Source organism: Pyxidicoccus sp. MSG2 (assembly GCF_026626705.1).
Classification (GTDB): Bacteria; Myxococcota; Myxococcia; order Myxococcales; family Myxococcaceae; genus Myxococcus.
The window spans coordinates 11,563,010-11,585,177 of record NZ_JAPNKC010000001.1; the positions used below are offsets into that span (position 1 = coordinate 11,563,010).

Annotated in this window: 2 protein-coding genes (1 of these 2 only partly in view); both read right to left on the reverse strand. The window is 71.3% G+C overall.

Annotated elements, in window-relative coordinates; all coding sequences use genetic code 11:
• A protein-coding gene (locus OV427_RS44625; protein WP_267862337.1) for a non-ribosomal peptide synthase/polyketide synthase crosses the window boundary here: on the reverse strand, positions 1 to 20,976 show its 5' portion. 12,918 nt of this gene lie to the left of the window's left edge; only the first 20,976 of its 33,894 coding nucleotides appear in the window; it begins with the start codon at positions 20,974 to 20,976; its stop codon lies beyond the left edge, outside the window.
• A gap of 54 nt (positions 20,977 to 21,030) precedes the next feature.
• Complete coding sequence (locus tag OV427_RS44630; RefSeq protein WP_267862338.1) at positions 21,031 to 22,116, reverse strand: hypothetical protein; 1,086 nt, start codon at positions 22,114 to 22,116, stop codon at positions 21,031 to 21,033.
• Between the last annotated feature and the right edge of the window lie 52 nt (positions 22,117 to 22,168).

A 22,168-nucleotide genomic window follows, 5' to 3' on the forward strand; every position in this document is an offset into this window, starting at 1 on the left:
CCAGGCCAGCTCGCGCCGCAGGGACTCGCCCCGCAGCCACTGCCGCTGCCACACCGCGTAGTCCGCGTACTGCACGGGCAGCGCCGGCAGCACCGGCACCTGGCCCTCGCGGAACGCGCGGTACAGCTCACCCAGGTCCCGCACCAGCACGCCGACAGACCAGCCGTCGGAGACGATGTGGTGCAGCGTCAAGAGCAGCAGGTGATGCCGGGGCTCCAGACGCAGCAGCAGGGTCCGCATCAGCGGTCCGCGCGCCAGGTCGAACGGACGCCACGCCTCCGCGAAGGCGCGCTTGCGGGCCTCCCCGGTACGCGACTCCGCCGGTACGTCCTCCAGGCTGATGAGGGACAGCGTCGTGAGGCCCTCGGAGTGGATGTGCTGGACGGGCTCGTCGCCGTGGACCTGGAAGGTGGTGCGCAGGACCTCGTGGCGCAGGGCCAGGGCGCGCAGCGCGCGGTCCAGGGCGTCGGTGTCCAACTCGCCCTCCAGGCGCACCACGCTCGGGACGTTGTAGGTGGCGCTGCCGGGCTGGAGCTGCTCCAGGAACCACAGGCGCTGCTGGGCGAACGACAGCGGCAGCGGGCCGGTACGCTCCACCGGCACCAGGGCGGGGCCGGTGGCAGCGCGACCTCGGGTGGCGAGGCGCTCCGCGAGTCGGGCCACCGTGGGGGCCTCGAACAGGTCACCCAGTGGCAGCTCCACTCCCAGCGCGGCCCGGAGGCGGGAGACGACCTGCGTGGCCAGCAGCGAGTGGCCACCCAGCGCGAAGAAGTTGTCGTGGACGCCGATGCGCTCCACCCGGAGCACCTGGGACCAGATGGACGCCAGCCGCTCCTCTTCCGGCGAGCGGGGGGCCACGAAGGCGTCCTCGGCCCCCAGGGACGTGGCCTCCGGCGCGGGCAGGGCCTTGCGGTCCAGCTTGCCGTTGGGGGTCAGCGGGAGCGACTCCAGCGCCACGAAGGCGGCGGGCACCATGTACTCGGGCAGGTGTTGGCGCAGGCGCTCACGCAGGGGCGTGGTGTCCACCGCGGGCGTGACGTAGGCCACCAGCCGGGCATTTCCGGGCACATCCTCGCGTAGCAGCACCAGGGCCTGCTGGACGCTCGCGTGCCGGCGCAACGCGGCTTCGATTTCGCCCAGCTCGATGCGGAAGCCACGCAGCTTCACCTGGAAGTCGATGCGTCCGAGGAACTCCAGCGTCCCATCCACCCGACGGCGGACACGGTCCCCGGTGCGGTACATACGCGCTCCAGCCAGGGTGTCGAAGGGGTCGGGCAGGAAGCGCTCGGCCGTCAGCGCGGGGCGGTCCAGGTAGCCCCGGGCCAGGCCCGCTCCGGCGATGAACAACTCCCCGGGCGCACCCACGGGCAATGGCCGCAGGTGCGCATCCAGCACGTAGGCCCGCACGTTGAGCAGCGGCGTCCCCAGCGTGGGTTGCGTCTGCTCACGCACGGCGAACGTGGTGGCGTCCACGGTGCACTCGGTGGGGCCGTACACGTTGAAGGCCCTCGTGCGGCGGGCAGTCGCAAGTCGCGTCCACGTCGCCTCGTCGAGCGCCTCGCCGCCGGGCACCAGCACCGCCGGCGCGATGTCGCCGTCCAGCAGGCCCGCGTCCAGCAACACCTTCAACAGCGACGGCGTGCAGTCCAGCGCGTCCAGCCGCTGCTGTCGCGCCCAGGCCACCAGGGCCTCCGGGTTCTGCCGGGCATCCTCCGGCACGATGCAGAGGCAGTGTCCATCCAGCAGCTGCACCCATTGCTGGACCGAGGCGTCGAAGACGAGTGGTGCGTTGACGCTCACCCGCGCTCCGGCGGGGAGGCTCGCGTACACGGTGCGCTTCAGCGCCGTATGCAGGTTGAGCACCGAGCGGTGCGTCACCATGACGCCCTTGGGTGTGCCGGTGGAGCCCGACGTGTAGATGACGTAGGCCAGGTCATCCTCGGAGCCGATGGGTGCGACGTCGTCCATGGGGCGCGAGGCCAGGGGCTCCACGTCGGACTCCACACCGAGGACCTCCACTGCGGACGGGCACCAGGTGGCGCGCACCTGACGGGACGCCAGGAGGATGGGGGCCGCGCAATCCTTCAGGGCGAGCTCCCGGCGCTGGACGGGCCAGCCCGGCTCCAGCGGGACGTACGCGCCACCGGCCTTCAGGACGCCCAGCAGCGCGACGACCATGTCCACGGAGCGCTCGAAGCAGAGCGCGACGCGGACGTCAGGACCCACGCCCAGCGAGCGCAGGTGCCACGCGAGCTGGTTGGCCCGGGCATTGAGCCGCGCGAAGGAGAGCTCCTCCCCGCCGAAGCGCACCGCGGGCGCGCCCGGCGTGAGTGCGACCTGACGCTCGAAGGCGGCGGGCAGCCGAAGGCCCTCGGCCAGCGGCGCGCGGGTGTCGTTCCAGGCCTCCAGCAACCGCTGCTGCTCCTCGCCGGCGAGCAGCGACTCCTGCTCGTACCGGTGCTCGGGGTGGGCCGCCAGCGACTCCAGGGCCCGCAGGTATGTCCGTCCCAGCCGCTGGAGCTGCTCGGCGTCCTCGGGCGCTCCGGTGTGCTGCAGGGACAGCGAGAGCGTCCCCGTGTCCGGGTTCTGCATGAACGTCGCGCCACGAGGCAGTTCCGTCCAGGCCGCGCCCCAGGGCTCCTCGACGAAGCGCACGCCCTCCAGGCGCGAGACGCCGCCAGCCACGTGGAAGTGGACGAAGTTGAAGAGCGTCTGGACCAGGCGCTGGCCTCCCCACTGCCGCTGGAGGAGCGCCATGGGGTAGCGACGGTGCGGATTCATCTCCGCTTCCTGGCGGGATACCGCCTGGACCAGCTCGAGCCACGTGCCTCCGCGCAGCTCCAGGTGGAAGGGGACGCTGTTGAGGAACAGGCCCACCATCCGCTCACCGTCCAGGACCTCTGGACGGCCGTTGGCTACCACGCCGGTGATGACGCCCGGGCCGCCCTCCATGACGGACTGGACGCGGAGATGCGCGGCGAGGAGCACCGTGCGAATCGAGACTCCGGCCTCCCGCGCCACGCGCTGCAAGGCCTCCTGGAGCGGCGTGGGCACGCGCACCACTTCCTGATGGAACTCGCGCGCCTGCGCCGGGGCGGAGGCGGGGGGCGTCTCCGCGTTCGCGATCAACTCCCGCCAGTAACGCTCACTCTGGGCAGAGGCGATGGCCCGCCGCTCCAGCGCGACATACTGCTGGAAGGACGCCGAGAGCGCGGGGGGGCGCCGGACGATGCCCTTGCGCAGCTCCACGTAGCGCTGGAACAGCTCGCTGAAGACGACCGACAGGCTCCAGCCGTCCATGATGGCGTGGTGGAAGATGAGCGTGAGCTGGAGCGTGGTGTCAGCGCGCCGGTGCACGAAGAAGCGCAGCAACTGCGCCCGGCTCCAGTCAAAGGGACGGCACCGCTCCTCCTCGGCCCAGCGCCGCAGCCAGCCGTCCTGCTGCTCGGCCGGCATGGCGCGCAGGTCCTCCAGGACGAGCGGCGGGGTGACGTTCCGGTGGACCCGCTGCAGGGGCTCGGTGTGGCTGCCCAGGTCGAAGCTGGTGCGCAGGATGGCATGGCGCTCCAGCAGCTCCTGGACGCACTGGCGCAGCAGGGCCTCGTCCAGCTCCATCTCCAGATGGAGGCTGAACAGGTCGTGGTACATGCCCACCACGCCGTGCAGCTCGCTCTCGAAGATCATGCCCGCCTGGAGCGCGGTGGCGGGGTAGGCGTCCTCCACGTCTTCGGGGAGGGCGTCGCGCGAGCCGGTGTAGAGCGCGAACGGGGGGAGCGCCTCGAGCGCCGGCTCTGAGGCGGCGGAGGCCTTCAGCCTGGGCGCCAGCGCGCGGATGGTGCCGTTTTGCAGCAGGTCCATCATCGCCAGCTCGAAGCCCAGGGCCCGCACCCGGGCCACCACCTGGATGCTTCGGATGGAGTCTCCGCCCAGGTCGAAGAAGCTGTCGTCGATGCCGACCGCGTCGACGCCCAGCACCTCGCTCCAGACGGTCGCCAGCGCCTGCTCGGCCGGCGTGCGCGGTGCCTCGAAGTGGGTGCGCAGCTGGGGCCGCTCGCTTCCCGGAGCCGGGAGCGCGCGGCGGTCGACCTTGCCGTTAGGCGACAGCGGCAGCGCGTCCAGCGTGAGGATGAACGCAGGCACCATGTACTCGGGGACGCGGGAGTGGAGGTACTCCCGCAGCTCCTCCTGAGACGGTGCCGCGTCGGGCTCCGTCACGATGTAGGCCACCAGGGACTTGTCGCCAGCGACCTCGTGGAGGGTTGCGGCGGCGTCCTGCACGCGCGGGTGCTGCCGGAGCTGCTCCACCACCTCGCCCAGCTCGATGCGGAAGCCGCGCAGCTTCACCTGGAAGTCATTGCGGCCCAGGAACTCCAGCGTCCCGTCACCGCGCCAGCGCACCCGGTCGCCGGTGCGGTACAGCCGCGCGCCCGGCTCAGAGGAGAAGGGGTGGGGGATGAAGCGCTCCGCCGTGAGCTCGGGGCGGTGGAGGTAGCCCCAGGCAAGTCCCTCGCCCCCGACGAAGAGCTCTCCGGCGAGGCCGACGGGGACCGGCCGCAGGGCTTCATCGAGGACGAAGGTGCTGGAATGCGCGATGGGACGGCCGATGGGGACCGACGGAGGCACCGTGTCGCCGGGCCGCATGAGGTGCGTGGCGGAGAACGTGGTGTTCTCCGTGGGGCCATAGCCGTTGATGAGCGTGGCGTCGGAGGGCAGCCGCGCCAGGTGCTCGCGGACGCGCGAGGCGGGCAGCACGTCTCCGCCCGCGAGGAGCTGACGGACTCCGGCCAGCGCCTGGGGCTGGTGCTGCGCCATCTGCTCGAAGAGCGCCGCTGTGAGCCAGAGGGTGGAGACACGGTGGCTCACGAGCAGGGACGCAATCTCCTCCAGGGACGTGGTCCGCGCGGGCGCGAGGACCAGGCGCGCGCCATGCAGCAGCGCGCCCCAGAGCTCCAGGGTGGACGCGTCGAAGGAAACGGGCGCGAGCAGGACGAAGGTCTCCTCGGGCCCGAAGCGCATGAAGGAGGTGTCGCGCACGAGGCGGACGACGCCCCGGTGCGGGATGCAGACGCCCTTGGGCGTGCCGGTGGAGCCCGAGGTGAACATCACGTAGGCCAGGTCATCCCCACCCATCTCGAGGGTGCCCATGGGCTCCTGGGCGCGGGAGCGGATGCGCTCCCGGTCCGCGTCCACGCACAGGGGCAGCACGTCCTGTCCCAGCGGCAGCTCGTCCGCGAGCTCCTCCCGCGTGACGAGCACGCCCACCCGGGCCTCCCTCAGCAGCAGGGCGATTCGCTCGGCGGGGTACGTCGGGTCCACGGGCACGTAGGCCGCGCCCGCCTTGAGGATGCCCAGCAGCGACACCACCAGCTCCAGGGAGCGCTCCAGGCATACGCCCACCCGGGTCCCCCGGCCGACGCCGGAGGCGCCCAGGTGCCGGGCGAGCTGGTTGGAGCGGGTGTCCAGCTCCGCGTAGGTGAGGGTCGTCCCGCCGTCGACGAGCGCCACCGCGCTCGGGGTGCGCGCGGCCTGCTCGCCGAAGAGGACGTGGATGGGCGTGTCGTGTCGTCCCGCCGCGGGGTTCCACTCCACCAGCACCTGGCGCTGCTCCGCCTGGGACAGGAGCGAGTGCGTCGCGAGGGCCGCCTCGGGTGCCGCGACGAGGGACTCCAGCAGGGTGGACCAGTGACGCACCATGCGCTCCGCCGTGGAGGCGTCGAACAGGTCCGTATTGTAGTTGAGGTAGCCCTCGAATCCGGACGCACCCTCCTGGGCGCTGAGGCTCAGGTCGAACTTCACCGTCCGCAGCGGGACGTCGACGAGCTCCAGCGTCAGCCCGGGCAGTCGCAGCGTCAGCTCGGGCGTGTTCTGGTAGGTGAACGTCGTCTGGAACAGCGGCGAGCGGCTGGTGTCGTGGGGAAGTTGGAGCGTGTTGACCAGCTTCTCGAAAGGGACTTCCTGGTGGGCGAACGCGTCCAGCGCCGTCTGCTTCACCCGAGCCAGCAGCTCGAGGAACGATTCGTGCGGATCGATTCGCGAACGCAGGGCCAGGGTGTTGATGAACAGGCCGATGAGCCCCTCGAGTTCGGGCCGCGTGCGGCCAGCGACGGGCGAGCCGACCACGATGTCCTGCTGGCCCGAGTAGCGCGACAGCAGGAGCTGCCAGCCGGCGAGCAGCATCATGAACGGCGTGGCGCCGTGGCGCAGCGCGAGCGCCTTGAGGCCCTGTGACAGGAATGCCGGCAGGTGGAAGGCCCGCGTGGCGCCATGGGGGGTCTGCACCGCGGGCCTGGGCCTGTCGGTGGGCAGGTCCAGCGAAGGGGGCGCTCCGGCGAGCTGCTGGCTCCAGAAGTCGAGCTGGGCCCGGAGCGCATCGCCCCGCAGCCAGTCCCGCTGCCACAGGGCGTAGTCCGCGTACTGCACGGGCAGCTCGGGAAGCGTGGGCTCCTGGCCCGAGCGGAGGGCCTGATAGGTGGCCGCCAGCTCGCGCACCAGCACGGCCAGGGACCAACCATCCGAGATGATGTGGTGCTGCGTCACCAGCAGGACGTGGCGCTCCGGGCACAGCCGCAGCAGGGCGGTCCGGAAGAGGGGGCCCGCCACCAGGTCGAAGGGGCGGTGGCCCTCTTCATCCGTGAGCCTTTGGACCTCCGCGTCGCGCAGGGCCTCCGGCAGGGTGCCCAGGTCCACGAGCGGCAGGTCCACTCGTGCCTGCTCGTGGATGCGCTGGACGGACTGCATGTCCACGGTGTCGAAGGTCGTGCGCAGCGACTCGTGCCGCCGCACCAGCGCTTCGAGGCTGGCCCGCAGCGCGGAGATGTCCAGCGCGCCTTCGATGCGGAGGGCGGCGGGGATGTTGTACGTCGCGGCCCCCGGGGCCAGCCGGTCGAGGAACCAGAGGCGCTGCTGCGCGAAGGACTGCGGGACGGGCTCCGTGCGCGGCTGACGCTCAATCGCGGGGAGCCGCGTGGAGGCGGCTGTTGCCAGGGCGCTCTGCTCGGACTGTCCGGAGGACGCCGGCCCCCGGTCCTGACCGAGCCGGAGCGCGAGCTGCGCCACCGTGGGCGTCTCGAAGAGCTCCCTCAGGGGCAGCTCCACCTTCAGCGACTCGCGCACGCGTGCGCTCACCCGGGTGGCCAGAAGCGAATGGCCTCCCAGCTCGAAGAAGTTGTCGTGGACGCCCACCTGGTCGATTTCCAGCACCTGGGCCCAGATGGCGGCGAGGGCCTGCTCCATCGGGGTGCTCGGCGCGACGAATTCACGCTCCAGCGCCGGGCGGGCGCCGTCGGGCTCGGGCAGGGCCTTGCGGTCCAGCTTGCCGTTGGAGGTGACGGGGATGGCCTCCAGGGGCAGGAAGGCCGAGGGCACCATGTACTCGGGCAGCTTGCGCGTGACCCAGCGGCGCAGCTCGGACACGGTGGGCAGGCTCTCGTCGGGGCGCGCCACCAGCCAGGCCACCAGGTGGCGCTCGCCCCGCGCGGGCCCGCGGGCGTCCACCACCACCTCGCGCACGGAGGGGTGCTCGGCCAGTACGGCCTCGATTTCACCCAGCTCGATGCGGAAGCCGCGGACCTTCACCTGCTGGTCGGCGCGGCCGAGGAACTCGATGTTGCCGTCGGAGAAGAAGCGGGCGCGGTCACCGGTGCGGTACATGCGCGCGCCGGCGGACGGGTTGAACGGGTCGGGGATGAAGCGCTCCGCGGTGAGGGCCGGAGCACTGGCGTAGCCGTCGGCGAGGCACTCACCGCCAATGAAGAGGTCACCCGCGATGCCCACGGGCTGTGGCTGGAGGTGGTCGTCCAACACGTAGTAGCGGGCATGGGTGATGGGACGGCCGTAGGGGATGGACGTCCACGTGGGCTCGAGCGCACCGATGCGGAAGAAGTTGGACCAGATGGTCGCTTCGGTGGCGCCACCCAGGCTGGTGACGCGGGCGTTGGGGAAGCGGGCGCGGATGGCGTCCGGCAGTGTGAGGGGAATCCAGTCGCCAGACAGGAAGACGAGGCGCAGCGAGGGGCCGCCGTCGCCGAAGTGCGCCACGAGCTGCTGGAGCGCTGCGGGAGCGCTGTCCCAGAAGGTGATGCGCCGCTCACGCAGCAGCGAGGCCAGCCGCTCCGGGTCCTTCAGGTCCTTCTCGGTGGCGATGACGATGGTGCCACCGACGGCGAGGATGCCGAAGACGTCGTAGACGGACAGGTCGAAGCAGGGCGAGGTGACGAAGAGCAGCCGCTCGCTGGCATCCACCCCGAAGGTGGTGTTCACCCAGTGGATGAGGTTGACGGCGGGGCCGTGACGGACGGAGACGCCCTTGGGCCGGCCGGTGGAGCCGGAGGTGTGGATGATGTACGCGAGGTTGTCCGGCCGCACGGTGGTGACGGGCGTGTCCTCGCGGCCGGTGCCCAGGTCCAGCCCGCCCTCACCGAGGCAGAGGATGAGCAGCTCCTCGGTGGGGAATCCGGCCTTGAGGCGCTCGTGGGTGAGGAGGATGGAGGCGCCGGAGTTGCGCAGCATGAAGGCGGCGCGGTCGGTGGGGTACTCGGGGTCGATGGGGACGTAGGCGGCGCCGGCCTTGAGGACGCCGAGCATGGCGACGAGCAGGTCGAAGCCGCGCTCCAGGCAGAAGGCGACCTTCTGCTCGGGGCCGACGCCCAGCGAAAGCAGGTGCCAGGCGAGGCGGTTGGAGCGCAGGTGCAGCTCGCGGTAGGTGAGCGTGGCGTCGCCCAGCTCGGCGGCGACGGCGTCGGGAGTGTGCCGGGCCTGGGCGGTGAACAGGTCGTGCAGGTGCAGCTCGCGCGGGTAGTCCCCGGCGGTGTCGTTCCATTCCTGGACGATGCGTCGGCGCTCGGCCTCGGGCAGCAGCGGCAGCGCGCCCACGGCAAGCTCGGGCCGCGTCACCGCGGTCTCCAGCAGCACGCCCAGATGCCCGAGCATTCGCGCGGCCGTCTGGGTCTCGAACAGGTCGGTGCTGTACTCCAGGATGCCGCGGTAGCCGTCGGCCGTCTCCTCCAGGGACAGCATCAGCTCGAACTTGGAGGTGTGGCTCTCCAGTCCCATCGGCGTGAGCGTCAGCCCGCCCGACTCCAGCGTGGGCATGGGCGTGTTCTGCAGGGCGAACACGACCTGGACCAGCGGCGGCCGGCTCAGGTCGCGCTCCAGGTGCAGCGCGTCCACCAGCCGCTCGAAGGGCACCGCCTGATGGGCGAAGGCATCGAGCGCCGTGTCGCGCACCTGGGCCAGCAGGGCCTGGAAGGAGCTCCGCGCGGAGAGCCGGGTGCGCAGCGGCAGCATGTTGATGAAGAAGCCGATGAGGCCTTCCAGCTCCGTCCGCTCACGCCCCGCCACCGGTGAGCCGACGACGATGTCGTCCTGGCCGGTGTAGCGGCTCAGCAGGGCCTGGAGGGCCGCCAGCAGCGCCATGTAGGGCGTCACGCCCTCCCGGCGGCACAGGGCCTCCAGCGCCGAGGCGAGCGGCCGCGGCAGGTGCACCGGCAGCGAGGCGCCGCGAGTGGACTGCACGGGGGGACGGGGATGGTCCGTGGGCAGCTCCAGCGCTCGAGGCGCCCCGGAGAGCTGCTCTTGCCACCACGCCAGTTGCGACTCCAGGGCCTCGCCCTGGAGCCACTCGCGCTGCCAGAGCGCATAGTCTGCGTACTGCACGGGCAGCTCGGGCAAGGAGGAGGGCCGGTCCTCGTGGAAGGCCTGGTACAGGGCGGCCATGTCCCGCACGAGGGCGCCCATGGACCAGCCGTCGGAGACGATGTGGTGCATGGTCAGCAGCAGCACGTGTCGCTGCTCGCCCAGGCGCAGCAGGGTGGCGCGCAGCAGCGGGCCGCGGGCCAGGTCGAACGGGAGGGTGGCCTCGTGGGCGGCGCGCCGCCGGGCCTCGTCCTCGGGGGGCGAGGACAGGACCTCCACCGCCAGCGGGAAGGCCGCGGGCGGATGGATGAGCTGCACGGGGCTGCCGGATTCGTCGCGGAAGGTGGTGCGCAGCACCTCGTGGCGGCGCACCAGCGCATCGAACGCGCGCCGCAGCGCCTCGACGTCGAGCGGGCCTTCCATGCGGAGGGCCGCCGGAAGGTTGTAGGTGGGAGTGCCGGGCCGAAGCTGCTCGATGAACCAGAGGCGCTGCTGAGCGAAGGCGAGCGGCGGATTGCCCGTGCGTGGCACGGGGATGAGGGCCGGGGCCCAGGCGAGGGCGGCGGCTCCCAGGCGCTCCGCGAGGCCCGCCACGGTGGGCGCCTCGAAGAAGGCCCGCAGGTTCAGCTCGCGCTGGAAGGCCTGGCGCACGCGACTGACCACCTGGGTGGCCAGCAGCGAGTGGCCGCCCAGCTCGAAGAAGTTGTCGTGTACGCCGACGCGCTCCACCCGGAGCACCTCGCTCCACAGCGCGGCCAGGAGCTTCTCGGCCTCATTGCGCGGGGCCACATGAGTGGAGGAGCCGACGGAGGACTCCGGTGCGGGCAGGGCCTTGCGGTCGAGCTTCCCGTTGGGAGTCAGAGGTAGCGCCGGGAGCAGGACGAAGGCGGAGGGCACCATGAAGGCGGGCAGTCGCTTCTGGAGGTGCGCGCGGAGCGCGGCGACGTCGAAGGCGGAGTCCTGGACGAGATAGGCGACGAGGCGCTTGTCGCCCGGTACGTCCTCTCGCACCAGCACGGCCACGTCGCGGACGGAGGGAAGGGAGCGCACGGCGTCCTCCACCTCGCCCAGCTCGATGCGGAAGCCGCGCAGCTTCACCTGGAAGTCGAGGCGGCCCAGGTACTCCAGCGTGCCGTCCGGCTTCCAGCGCACCTTGTCGCCGGTGCGGTACATGCGAGCGCCCGGGGTGGAGGAGAATGGGTCTGGGACGAAGTGGCTGGCGGTGAGGTCGGGGCGGCGCAGGTAGCCCCGAGCGAGGCCTGCGCCGGAGAGGAACAGCTCGCCGGGCACGCCCGGAGGCTGGGGATGGCCGTGGGAGTCGAGGACGTACGCCTGGGTGCCGGCCAGGGGCCTGCCGATGGAGGGGGGCAGTGCGGAGTCGTGGGGCACGAGGCAGTAGGTGGAGTAGGTGGTGTCCTCGGTGGGGCCGTAGAGGTTGTAGACGCCGTGCACGGAGCCGGAGGAGTAGAGCGCCTGGGCCAGCACCGAGGGCAGAGGCTCTCCTGCGAGGTTGACTGTGCGCACGCTGGAGGGAAGAGCCTTCATGCGTACCAGCTCGGCCATGGCGGAGGGGACGGTGTTGACGAGCGTCACCTCCTGCGCGGCGGGCAGCGAGGGAAGGGAGAGGGCGTTGTCGGCCAGGTACACGCGGCCGCCGCACGCCAGGGGGACGAAGAGCTCGAAGACGGACAGGTCGAAGCACACGGAGGTGGCGGCGAGCACGCCGGAGAGTTGCTCGTGGCTGAAGGTAGCCAGAGCCCAGTGGACGAAGGCGACGGCGGAGCGGTGCTCGAGGGCGACGCCCTTGGGCCTGCCGGTGGAGCCGGAGGTGTAGAGGACGTAGGCGAGGTGGTAGGGGGAATTGAGGCGAGAGGGCCGGAGCGTCGGGTGGTGAGCGACGGCCGCGAAGCCGTCCAGAAGCACCTGGTGGGTGCCGGCCATGCGCAGGCCTTCGGCCAGCGAGTGCTGAGTCACCAGCACGGGGCTGCGAGAGTCCTCGCGGGTGAAGGCGATGCGGTCCGCGGGGTAGGAGGGGTCCAGGGGGACGTAGGCGCCGCCGGCCTTGAGGATGCCGAGCAGGGCGACGACGAGCTCTGGGGTGCGCTCCAGGCACACGGCCACCGGGACCTCGGGGCGCACGCCCAGAGAGCGCAGGTGGTGGGCGAGCTGGTTGGAGCGCTCCTCGAGCTGCCGGTAGGAGAGCCGCTGGGTGCCCACCACCAGCGCGGTGGCGTCCGGGGTGCGCTCCGACTGGGCTTCGAAGAGGAAGTGCAGAGCGCCGTCCTGGGGAGGCGTGGGGCCGGTGCGGTTCCAGTCCACCAGCACCTGCCGTCGCTCGGCCCCGGTCTGCAGGCGCAGGTCTCCCACGCGCTCCGCCGTGACCAGCCCTTCGAGGGCGAGGCGCCAGTGCTCCAGCAGTCGAGGCAGGCTGCCCCGCTCGAAGCGGGACTCCTCCACGATGAGGCGCACGCGGAGCGCGTCACCGGGGATGACCATGAGGGTGATGGGGTAGTGCGTGTGCTCGAACAGCGCGAGGTCGCGCACGCTCAGCGTGGAAGTCCCCAGCGAGGCATCGCGCGGGTAGTTCTCCAGGACGAGCAGGGACTCGAAGAGCGGCGCGCCGCGGGGCACCTGGCTCCACGACTGGATGCGGGCGAGCGGCGTGTGCTCATGCTGGCGCTGCTCGAGCTGCCGTGCCTGGAGCGCCTGCAGCCAGGACACCAGCGGCGTCGCGGGTGAGGGAACGCGCACCCTCACCGGGAGCGAGTTGATGAAGAGGCCCACCATCTCCTCGACACCGGGCAGCTCCTCCGTCGGCCTGCCAGACACGGTGTTGCCGAAGACCACGTCCTCCTCGCCTGAGTGGCGCGAGAGGACGAACGCCCACGCGGCCAGGACCAGCGTGTGCAGGGTGATGGGGTGCGCGCGGGAGAAGCGCTGGATCGCGGCGGTCACCTCGGTGGACAGGTCCTGCTCGATCACGGTGTGCGACGCCCGCTCGCCCGACGCGGTGGGCGCGTGCGTGTCCGCGGGCAGGGGCGTGGGCGAGGCGAACCCGTCCAGGTACGCGCGCCACCACGCCTCGTCGTTGGAGGCATTCCGGCCCGCGAGCCATTCGATATAGGCGCGGTAGGGCAGCCGGGGTTGCGGAGGAAGCTCTCGGCCAGCGGCGGCGGCCGCGTAGAGGGCCGCCACGTCCTGCAGGAGCAGGCCGATGCTCCAGCCGTCCAGCAGCAGGTGGTGGTGGCTCCAGAGGAAGCGCACCGTATCTCCCCCCAGCCGGACGGCCGTCAGGCGCATCAGGGGCGCCCGGTCCAACGCGAAGCCACGCTCCCGGTGCTCGCGCATCAGCTGCTCGAAGCGGCTCCTCTGCTCGGCTTCTGGCAGGCCGCTCCAGTCGAGCTCCTCGTAGGGCAGCTCGGCACGCGAGTGCACCAACTGGAGCGGTGTCTCCAGGCCTTGCCAGTGGAACGATGTGCGCAGGACGGGGTGGCGCTGGACGCTGGCCCGCCAGGCATCGACGAAGGCCCGCGGCTCCAGGGAAGAGCCCACCGTCCAGGCGGCCTGCTCGAAGTAGGCGGTGGACTCGGGCGCCATCAGCGCGTGGAAGAGCAGGCCCTGCTGGAGCGAGGACAGCGGATACACGTCCTCCACGTCCGGGCCAGCCTGCTGGAGAAGCAGGTCCAGCGCTGGGCGGGAGAGCGCCGCCAGCGGGAAGTCGCCCGGCGTGAAGCGGCGCGCGTCTTCTCCGTGACGCTCGGAGATGAGGGTGCGCAGGTGGTGGAGGAAGCGCCGCGCCAGCGCTTCGATGGTGGCGGGCGTGTGCCGGTGGGCACCGTAGTGGAAGGCGAGCCGCAGCCTGCCCTCCAACACGGAGGCGTTGATCTCCAGCGCGTGCTCGCGCGAGGTCGCGGGCGAGACGGTCCGGCCCACGGGCTCGGAGACCAGATGGAACAGTCGGCTGGCGGTGGCCGAGGCATCCACCTGCCCCAGGTAGTTGAAGGCCACCTCGGGCACGGGCAGCGCCTGAAGCCGCGACGCCAGCTCAGGCGGGCCCAGCCACTTGAGCAGGCCGAAGCCCACGCCCTGACGGGGCAGCCGCTGGCGCGCATCCCGCACCGCGCGCAGTCCATCACCGGAGGTGCCGCCCCCGGGCAGCTCCAGCCAGAGGGGAACCAGGGAGGTGAACCAGCCCACCGTGCGCGACAGGTCCACGTCGCCCAGCAGCTCCTCCTGGCGGCCGTGGCCTTCCAGGTGCACGCCGACGCGAGGCTGGCCCGTCCACTCGGCCAGCGCCTGGGACAGGGCGGCCAGCAGCACGTCGTCGATGTGGGCCCGCCACGCCCCCGGTACGACCTGGAGCAGCAGCCGCGTTTCCTCCACCTCGAGCGAGGCGGACACTTCACGGCCAGACGCCTGGGTGTCGGGGCCGGACGCGTCGGTGGGCAGACGGGGCACGTCCAGCCGCACCGCCTCCAACCACAGTGGGGCCTCGGCGCGGAGCGCCTCGGAGCGCGCCAGGTCCGTCAAGCGCCGGGCCCAGGCCTGGAAGGAGGTCGTCTTGGTTGGCAGCGCCACCGCGCGGCCCTGCTGGAGCTGGAGACAGGCGGACTCCAGGTCCTCCACCAGCACGCGCCAGGAGAAGGTGTCGACCGCGAGGTGGTGCATGACGAGGAGCAGGCGCTGCTGGCCACCGCCCAGGTGGTAGAGGGCGGCGCGCAGCACGGGCGGGCGGCCCAGGTCGAAGCGCGCCTGGAACCCCGCGGCATGGGCCTCCAGGGCGGAGGGCTGCTGCCCGGCGGCGACGGTGGTCAGGTCCACTTCCTCCAGGTGGAAGCGGGCCTCCTCGGGGCTGGCGTTCTCCTGCCGCCAGGTGCCGCTCTCGTCCCGCAGCCAGCGCAGGCGCAGGGCGTCATGGTGGGCCACCAGGTGTTGGCAGGCCTGCTCCAGCACCGTGGCCGTCAGCGGCTGGCGGGTGGCCAGCAGCACACACTGGTTGAAGTGGTGCGGGTCGACGACGCCCGGCTGGAGGAAGCGGTGCTGGATGGGGGAGAGGGGCACCGCTCCCGTCACCGGGCCCTGCTCACCCACGGGCGCGGCGGCGGGCTTCGCCACCAGGGCGAGCCGGGCCACCGTCTGGTGCTGGAACATGTGACGCGCGGACAGGAGGAGACCTGCCTGACGCGCGCGCGCCACCACCTGGAGGCTGATGATGGAGTCGCCGCCCAGCTCGAAGAAGTTGTCGTGGATGCCCACCCGTTCCTGGCCCAGCACCGCGGCCCAGATGTCCGCCAGCCGCTGCTCCACCTCGTCGCGAGGCGCGACGAAGTTGGCCCGGACCTCGGAGCGAGACGCGTCTGGCGCGGGCAGCGCCTTGCGGTCCACCTTCCCGTTGTGCGTCAGCGGCATGGCCTCCAGCAGGACGAAGGCCGACGGCACCATGTAGTCGGGCAGCCGCTGCTGCAGGTGGCTGCGCAGCTCCGCCACATCCAGCGCGGACGTCCCTCCGCCCGCCGTCCCCGCTGGCGGAGCGGGGACCACGTAGGCCGCCAGCCGCTTGTGGCCCGGCGCGTCCTCGCGCGCCAGCACCAGCGTCTCGCGCACCCCCGGGTACGCCAGCAGCGCGGCTTCAATCTCTCCCAGCTCGATGCGGAAGCCGCGGATCTTCACCTGGAAGTCCAGCCGGCCCAGGTACTCCAGCGAGCCGTCCTCCCGCCACCGCGCCTTGTCGCCACTGCGGTAGAGGCGCGCCCCGGGCGTGGTGCTGAAGGGGTCCGGGATGAAGCGCTGGGCGGTGAGCTCCGGCCGGCCCAGGTAGCCACGGCCCAGGCCCGCGCCGCCCACGTACATCTCTCCGGGCACGCCCACCGGCACCGGCTGCAGGTGCTCGTCCAGCACGTACACCTGGAGGTCCGGGATGGGCACGCCCACGTCACTGCCCCGCGCCTCGCGCGCGTCCACCTCGGCCAGGGGCCGATACGTCACATGCACCGTGGTCTCGGTGATGCCGTACATGTTGACGAGCCGGGGCGCGTTCTCCGCGTGCCGCGCGTACCAGGGCTTGAGGCTGGCGAACTCCAGCGCCTCGCCGCCGAAGATGACGTAGCGCAGCGCCAGTCCCCCGCTCTCGCCCGTGCGCTCCTCGTGGTGGATGAGCTGGCGGAAGGCGGACGGCGTCTGGTTGAGCACCGTCACGCCCTCGCGCCGCAGCAGCGCGTGGAAGTCCACCGGGCTGCGGCTCACCTCGAAGGGCACCACCACCAGCTTGCCGCCGTACAGCAGCGCGCCCCACAGCTCCCACACGGAGAAGTCGAAGGCGTACGAGTGGAACAGCGTCCACACGTCACGCGGGCCGAAGTCGAACCAGGCGTCCGTGGCGCGGAACAGCCGCACCACCTGGGCGTGCTCGAGCTGCGCGCCCTTGGGCCGGCCCGTGCTGCCCGACGTGTAGATGATGTAGGCCAGGTTGTGGGGCCGTGCGTCCGAGCGCGGCGCATGCGCGGGCGCGTGGGCCCAGGCCGGGGAGGGCTCGTCCAGGCAGAGCACCCGGGCGTTGCCGGTGGGCAGGCCGTCGCGCAGGTGGCGCTGGGTGAGCACCACCGGCACCCGGGTGTCCTCGCACATGAAGGCGAGACGGTCCTTCGGGTAGGCCGGGTCCAACGGCAGGTAGGCGCCGCCGGCCTTGAGGATGGCCATCAGGCCCACCACCAGCTCCAGCGAGCGCTCCACCGCGATGCCCACCGGCACCTCGGGACCCACGCCCAGCGAGCGCAGGTGGTGCGCGAGCCGGTTGGCGCGTGCTTCCAGTTCCGCGTAGGTGAGGCGCTGGTCCTCGAAGACGACGGCGATGGCGCCAGGGGTGCGCGCGGCCTGGGCCTCGAAGAGCGTGTGCAGGCACGTGTCCGCGGCGAAGGTGTCGCGGGTGGCGTTGAAGCCCCGCAGCAACTGCCGCCGCTCCTCGGGGGACAGCAGGGGCAGGGTGGCCAGGGGCGCGTCCGGTGAGGCCACTGCGCTCTCCAGCAGCACGCGCAGGTGGCCCGCGATGCGACTGGTGGTGGCCCGCGTGAAGAGGGCGGTGTCGTAGGTCAGGTGGCCGTGGAAGCCCTCCTCCGAGGGGAAGAGCGCCAGCTCCAGGTCGAACCGGGAGATGCCCGGGTCCAGGTCCACGGGCGCCAGCTTCAGGCCCGGCAGCTCCAGCGCGGGCTGGGGGGCGTTCTGGAGGACGAAGACGACCTGGAACACGGGGTTGCGGCCCAGGTCTCGCGCGGGCTGGAGCTCCTCCAGCAGCTTCTCGAAGGGCACGTCCTGGTGCGCGTACGCGCCCAGGGTGACGTCACGTGCCTGCGCGAGCAGGGCGCGGAACGAGGCCGCCCGGCCCGGCTGGGTGCGCAGCACCAGCGTGTTGACGAAGAAGCCGATGAGGCCTTCCAGCTCGGCATGGCGCCGGCCGGCGATGGGCGAGCCGACGACGATGTCGTCCTGCCCGCTGTAGCGGTGCAGCAGCGCCTGCCAGGCGGCCATCAGCACCATGAAGGGCGTGGCGCCCTGCTGGCGGGCCAGCTCCTTCACCGCCTCCGAGAGCGTGCGAGACAGGTGGACGGGCAGGGCCGCGCCACGGAAGGACTGCTCGGGTGGGCGCGGGAAGTCGGTGGGCAGCTCCAGCGCGGCGGGGGCACCGGCGAGTTGCTGCTTCCAGTACGCGAGCTGCTTCTCCAGCACCTCGCCCCGCGTCAGCCAACCGCTCTGCCACAGCGCATAGTCCGCGTACTGTATGGGCAGCGCCGGCAGCGACGGCGTCTGGCCGGCGCGGAAGGTCAGGTAGAGCGTGGCCATCTCGCGGATGAGCACACCCATGGACCAGCCGTCGGAGACGATGTGGTGCATCACCAGCGCCAGCACGTGGCGCTGACCCTCCAGGCGCAGCAGGGTGGCGCGCAGCAACGGGCCGGTGCCCAGGTCGAAAGGGCGGCCCAGCTCTTCCAACGCGAGCCGACGGGCCTCACCCTCGCGGGCCGCTTCGGGCAGTGCTTGCAGGTCCACCACCGGGAGCGGCACCGGGGCCGGCGGGTGGGTGATCTGGACGGCCTGTCCCTCTTGCGAGGCGAAGGTGGTGCGCAGCGCTTCATGGCGCTGGACCAGGGCGTCGAAGGCGCGCCGCAGCGCCGCCTCGTCCACGGGGCCCTCGATCCGGAGGATGGCGGGGATGTTGTAGAAGGCGCTCCCTGGTTGGAGGTGGTCGATGAACCACAGGCGCTGCTGCGCGGATGACAGCGGCAAGGGGCCCTCGCGCCGGCCCGCCACGGGCGGCGGCAGGGACACGGCGGGCTGGGCATGCTGGCGGCTTCGCACCTGCTCCGTGAGCTGGGCCACGGTGGGGGACTCGAACAACTGGCGCACCGCCAGCTCCACGCGCCAGCGGCTGCGCAGGGCACCGATGAGCTGGAGGCCGATGACGGAGTCACCGCCCAGCTCGAAGAAGCTGTCGTGGATACCGATGGGGTGGACACCGAGCAGCTCGGTCCAGAGGGCGCCGAGCGCCTTCTCCAGCTCGTCGCGCGGCGCGGTGTAGGCCACGGGCAGCTCCGGGCGGTTTCCTTCCGGAGTCGCCGGGGGCTCGCCGCTGGCCGCGAGTGGCTCCGTGTCACCGGAGGCGTCGGAGGTGCCGCTTGCCGTCAGGAGCGCGCCCGGCAACGCGCCCCCCGGCGAGGAGGAGGGCTCCAGCCAGTAACGCTGGCGCTCGAAGGGGTAGGGCGGCAGCGACACGCGCAGCCGCTTCGCCCGGCCATTGAAGGCCCTCCAGTCCACCTCCACGCCTGCCTGCCACGCCTTGCCCACCGCCTCCAGCAGGACTGGCACGTCGCGCTCGCGCTCCAGCGCGTGCGGCAGCGTGGGCGACACCACCACGCCCGTGGCCCGCTCCGGGTGCTGCAGCGCGAAGGTCGTCAGCGCGTTGCCGGGGCCCACCTCCAGCACCAGCCGGTCCGCCTTCCGCAGCAGCTCTGTCACACCCTGCGAGAAGCGCACCGCGCCGCGCAGGTGCCGCGCCCAGTACGCCGGGTCCGTCGCCTCTTCGGCCTGCAGCGGCTTGCCGGTGAGGTTGGAAATCACCTCCAGCTTCGGCGCCTTGCGCTCCACCGCGCGCACCTTCCGGGTGAACTCCTCCAGGATGGGGTCCATCATGGACGAGTGGAAGGCGTGCGACGTCTGCAGCCGCCGCGCCTTGAGGCCGCGCTCCTCGACGCGCCGCTCGAAGGCTTCCACAGCCGCGAGGGGGCCGGCCACCACGCAGCGGCCGGGCGCATTCACCGCGGCCAGCGACAGCTCCTGGCCCAGCAGCGACAGCACCGCCTCCTCCGCCAGGGGTACTGATGTCATCGCCCCCGCGGGCAGGCTGGCCATCAACCGGCCGCGCTCACACACCAGCGTCACCGCGTCCGCCAGCGAGAAGACGCCCGCCAGGCACGCGGCCACGTACTCGCCAATGCTATGGCCCATCATCACGCTGGGGCGGATGCCCCAGTGCATCAACATGCGGGCCAGCGCGTACTCCACCGCGAAGAGGGAGGGCTGAGTCCACTCAGTGGCCTTGAGCTTTTCGTCGGCGCCCGCACCATCGCCCATGACGAGGGCGCGCAAGTCAGCCCCTCGCACGGCGCGCACGTGCTCGGCGCATGCACCGAAGTGCTCGCGGAAGACGGGCTCGCTGCGGTAGAGGCCGGCGGCCATGCCCGCGTACTGCGAGCCCTGCCCGGAGAAGAGGAAGGCCACCGAGGGACGCTGGGCGGCCTGCTGGCGCGTCGGCAGTCTCTCTGGTGTACAGAGAGCGGTGAGTGCGTCCTGCGCGTCACGCACGAGAGCGAAGCGGCGGTGGGTGAAGTGCTGGCGTCCCGTCTGCAGCGTGTACGCCACGTCCCCCATGTGCAGGTCCGGCAGTTCGCTCAGGTGCTCGGCGAGATTGTCGGTGGCCCGCTGCAGCGCCCCGGCCGTGCGCGCGCTGAGCACCAGGAGCTGGTAGGGCTCCGCGGGCGTGGACGCCTCCGGGGGCGGGGCCTCCTCCAGGATGACGTGCGCGTTGGTGCCGCCGATGCCCAGCGAGGACACGGCCGCGCGCCGGGGCCCGCCCTGGCTCTCCCACGCGCGCGTCCTATCATTGACGAAGAAGGGGCTCTCCGGCAGCTCCAGTGCCGGGTTGGGACGCTTGAAGTGCAGGCTGGGCGGGATGACGCGGTCCTTCAGCGCCCGCGCCACCTTGATGAGTCCCGTCACGCCGGACGCCGCGTCCAGGTGGCCCACGTTCGTCTTCACCGAGCCGATGGCGCAGAACTGCTTCCTGCGCGTGGACTTGCGCCACGCCTTCGTCAGGCCCTGCAGCTCGATGGGGTCGCCCAGCCGTGTCGCGGTGCCGTGGGCCTCGACGTAGCCAATGGTGTCGGGCTCGACGCCGGAGTTGCCCAGCGCCTCCAGGACGACTTCGGAGACGCCCTCCATGCTGGGCGCGGTGAATCCGGCCTTGAGACTGCCGTCGTTGTTGATGGCGGTGCCGAGGATGACGGCATAGACGTGGTCACCGTCCTCCAGCGCGCGGTCCAGCGGCTTGAGCACCACGCAGCCCACGCCGCTGCCGAAGAGGGTGCCGGTGGCATCCGCGTCGAAGCTGCGGCAGTGGCCATCCACGGAGGCCACGCCCCCATCCGTGTGCATGTAGCCGTACCGGGTGTGGACGAGCACGGACGCGCCGCCCACGAGGGCGACGTCACACTCCTCGTTGAGCAGGGCCTGACACGCGACGTGGGTGGCGACCAGCGACGAGGAACATGCGGACTGGACGAGGTGGCTCGGACCGCGGAGGTTGAGCTTGTAGGACACCCGCGTCGTCAAATAGTCCTTGTCGTTGGCCAGCTGGAGCTGGAGCGGGTCGGTGGCAAGTGCCACCGGGTTGCGCATCAGGTTGTAGAGCAGGTACGTGTCCATCGCCGCGCCGGCGTAGACGCCGACGCGCCCGGGCACGCCCTGGGGGTTGTAGCCCGCGTCCTCCAGCGCCTCCCACGCGCATTCCAGGAAGTGGCGATGTTGCGGGTCGAGCAGCGCCGCCTCCTTCGGAGGAATGCCGAAGAAGGTGGCGTCGAAGTGCTCCATCTCCGTGAGGAAGGCGGCGGCCTTGACGAACTTCGGATGGGAGGCGAGCTCGGCGGGGACACCGCGATTGCGTAGCTCCTCTTCCGTGAAGAACGTCACCAACTCGGTACCGTCCCGCACCTGACGCCAGAACTCCTTGATGCTGTCTGACTTCGGGTAATGCCCGGCGATGCCGATGATGGCAATCTCAGTTCCGCTGCGGCTCATGGCTGTTCTCGCGCGCTCGACGCTGTTCGTTGGACGGGGGGAAGAAGAGAGCGACTAGCCGGTGCCCAGCAGGGGCCCGGAGGGTTGGGAGAAGTCCAGGTGCTGGTGAATCACCTGCACGCTTCCCAGGTTGCGTAGGGGCAGCAGGCCGGGCTCGATGAGCGACCGTGGCGCCTCCGCGATTCGCTCCACCTGGCCGGGGGTGAGCACGGTGTCATAGAGCTCGCCGCCGCGGTCCTCGAGGACGCCGGTGCCAATCCAGAACTTGGCCCGTGAGGACTTCGTGCTCCCGATGCCGATGTTGCTCGGGCCCCTCGAGACGAAGACCATGATCTTGTCCTCGCCCACCAGGAACTCGGCCGTCCGGTCCATGGTGAAGTTGCCCACCATCTCGTAGACGGCGCCGCGTAGGACCTTCTCATCCTTCTCGGCCTCCGCCAGCCGGGTCCAGTCCTCGGCTCCCATCCACTTGATGTTCTGCCGGGAGCACGTCAGCAGGATCTTCCGCTGCGACTCCGGGAAGTCGTTGAACCCCGGAGCAATCATCTCGTATCGCTCGTCCAGCAGGGAGAAGTACTCCTCACGGCTGTAGAAGTCGTCTTCCCGGACGATGGAGAGCTTCACGTTCGGCGGCAGGTGCTTGCCGAACGCGTCCAGCAGCACCTGGAAGGAGTCGACGTAGCGCTGCACATCGTCGGCGGGGAGGTTGTCATGGCGCTGGGGCAGCAGCGTGTACATGAAGTACTGCAGGTGCACGCCAGGGGCGTACGCCGCCGCGATGCCGCTCAGGTAGTGCAGCATGTGGGCCATGGAGAAGAACTCGGCCCAATCGACCTCGGGAGCGGAGGGCAGGCGCCAGATCTTGTAGCCGCCCATCGGGTGGACCAGGCGCAGGGGCTTCTGGTCCCGGACGGCGATGTCCACGGCCCGAGCGATGTTCTTCTGCGTGTCCGGGTTGACGGACCACTTGCGGAAGTTCTTCGACAGCAACTGCTTGAGGACGAACGCCTGCGGTCCTTCGCTCTTCAGGAGGCTCTCTTCATGCGGGGTCAGTGAGCGGATCGCGGACTTCTCCAGACGCTCGCGAAGATGCTGGCTGACGCGCTCAGGGGTAGGGCGTTGGACTGTAATGGGTGTCATCGCGTGTCGTTCGTGTTGGACGGGATGGTGCGGATGTGTTGCCTGAATCAGG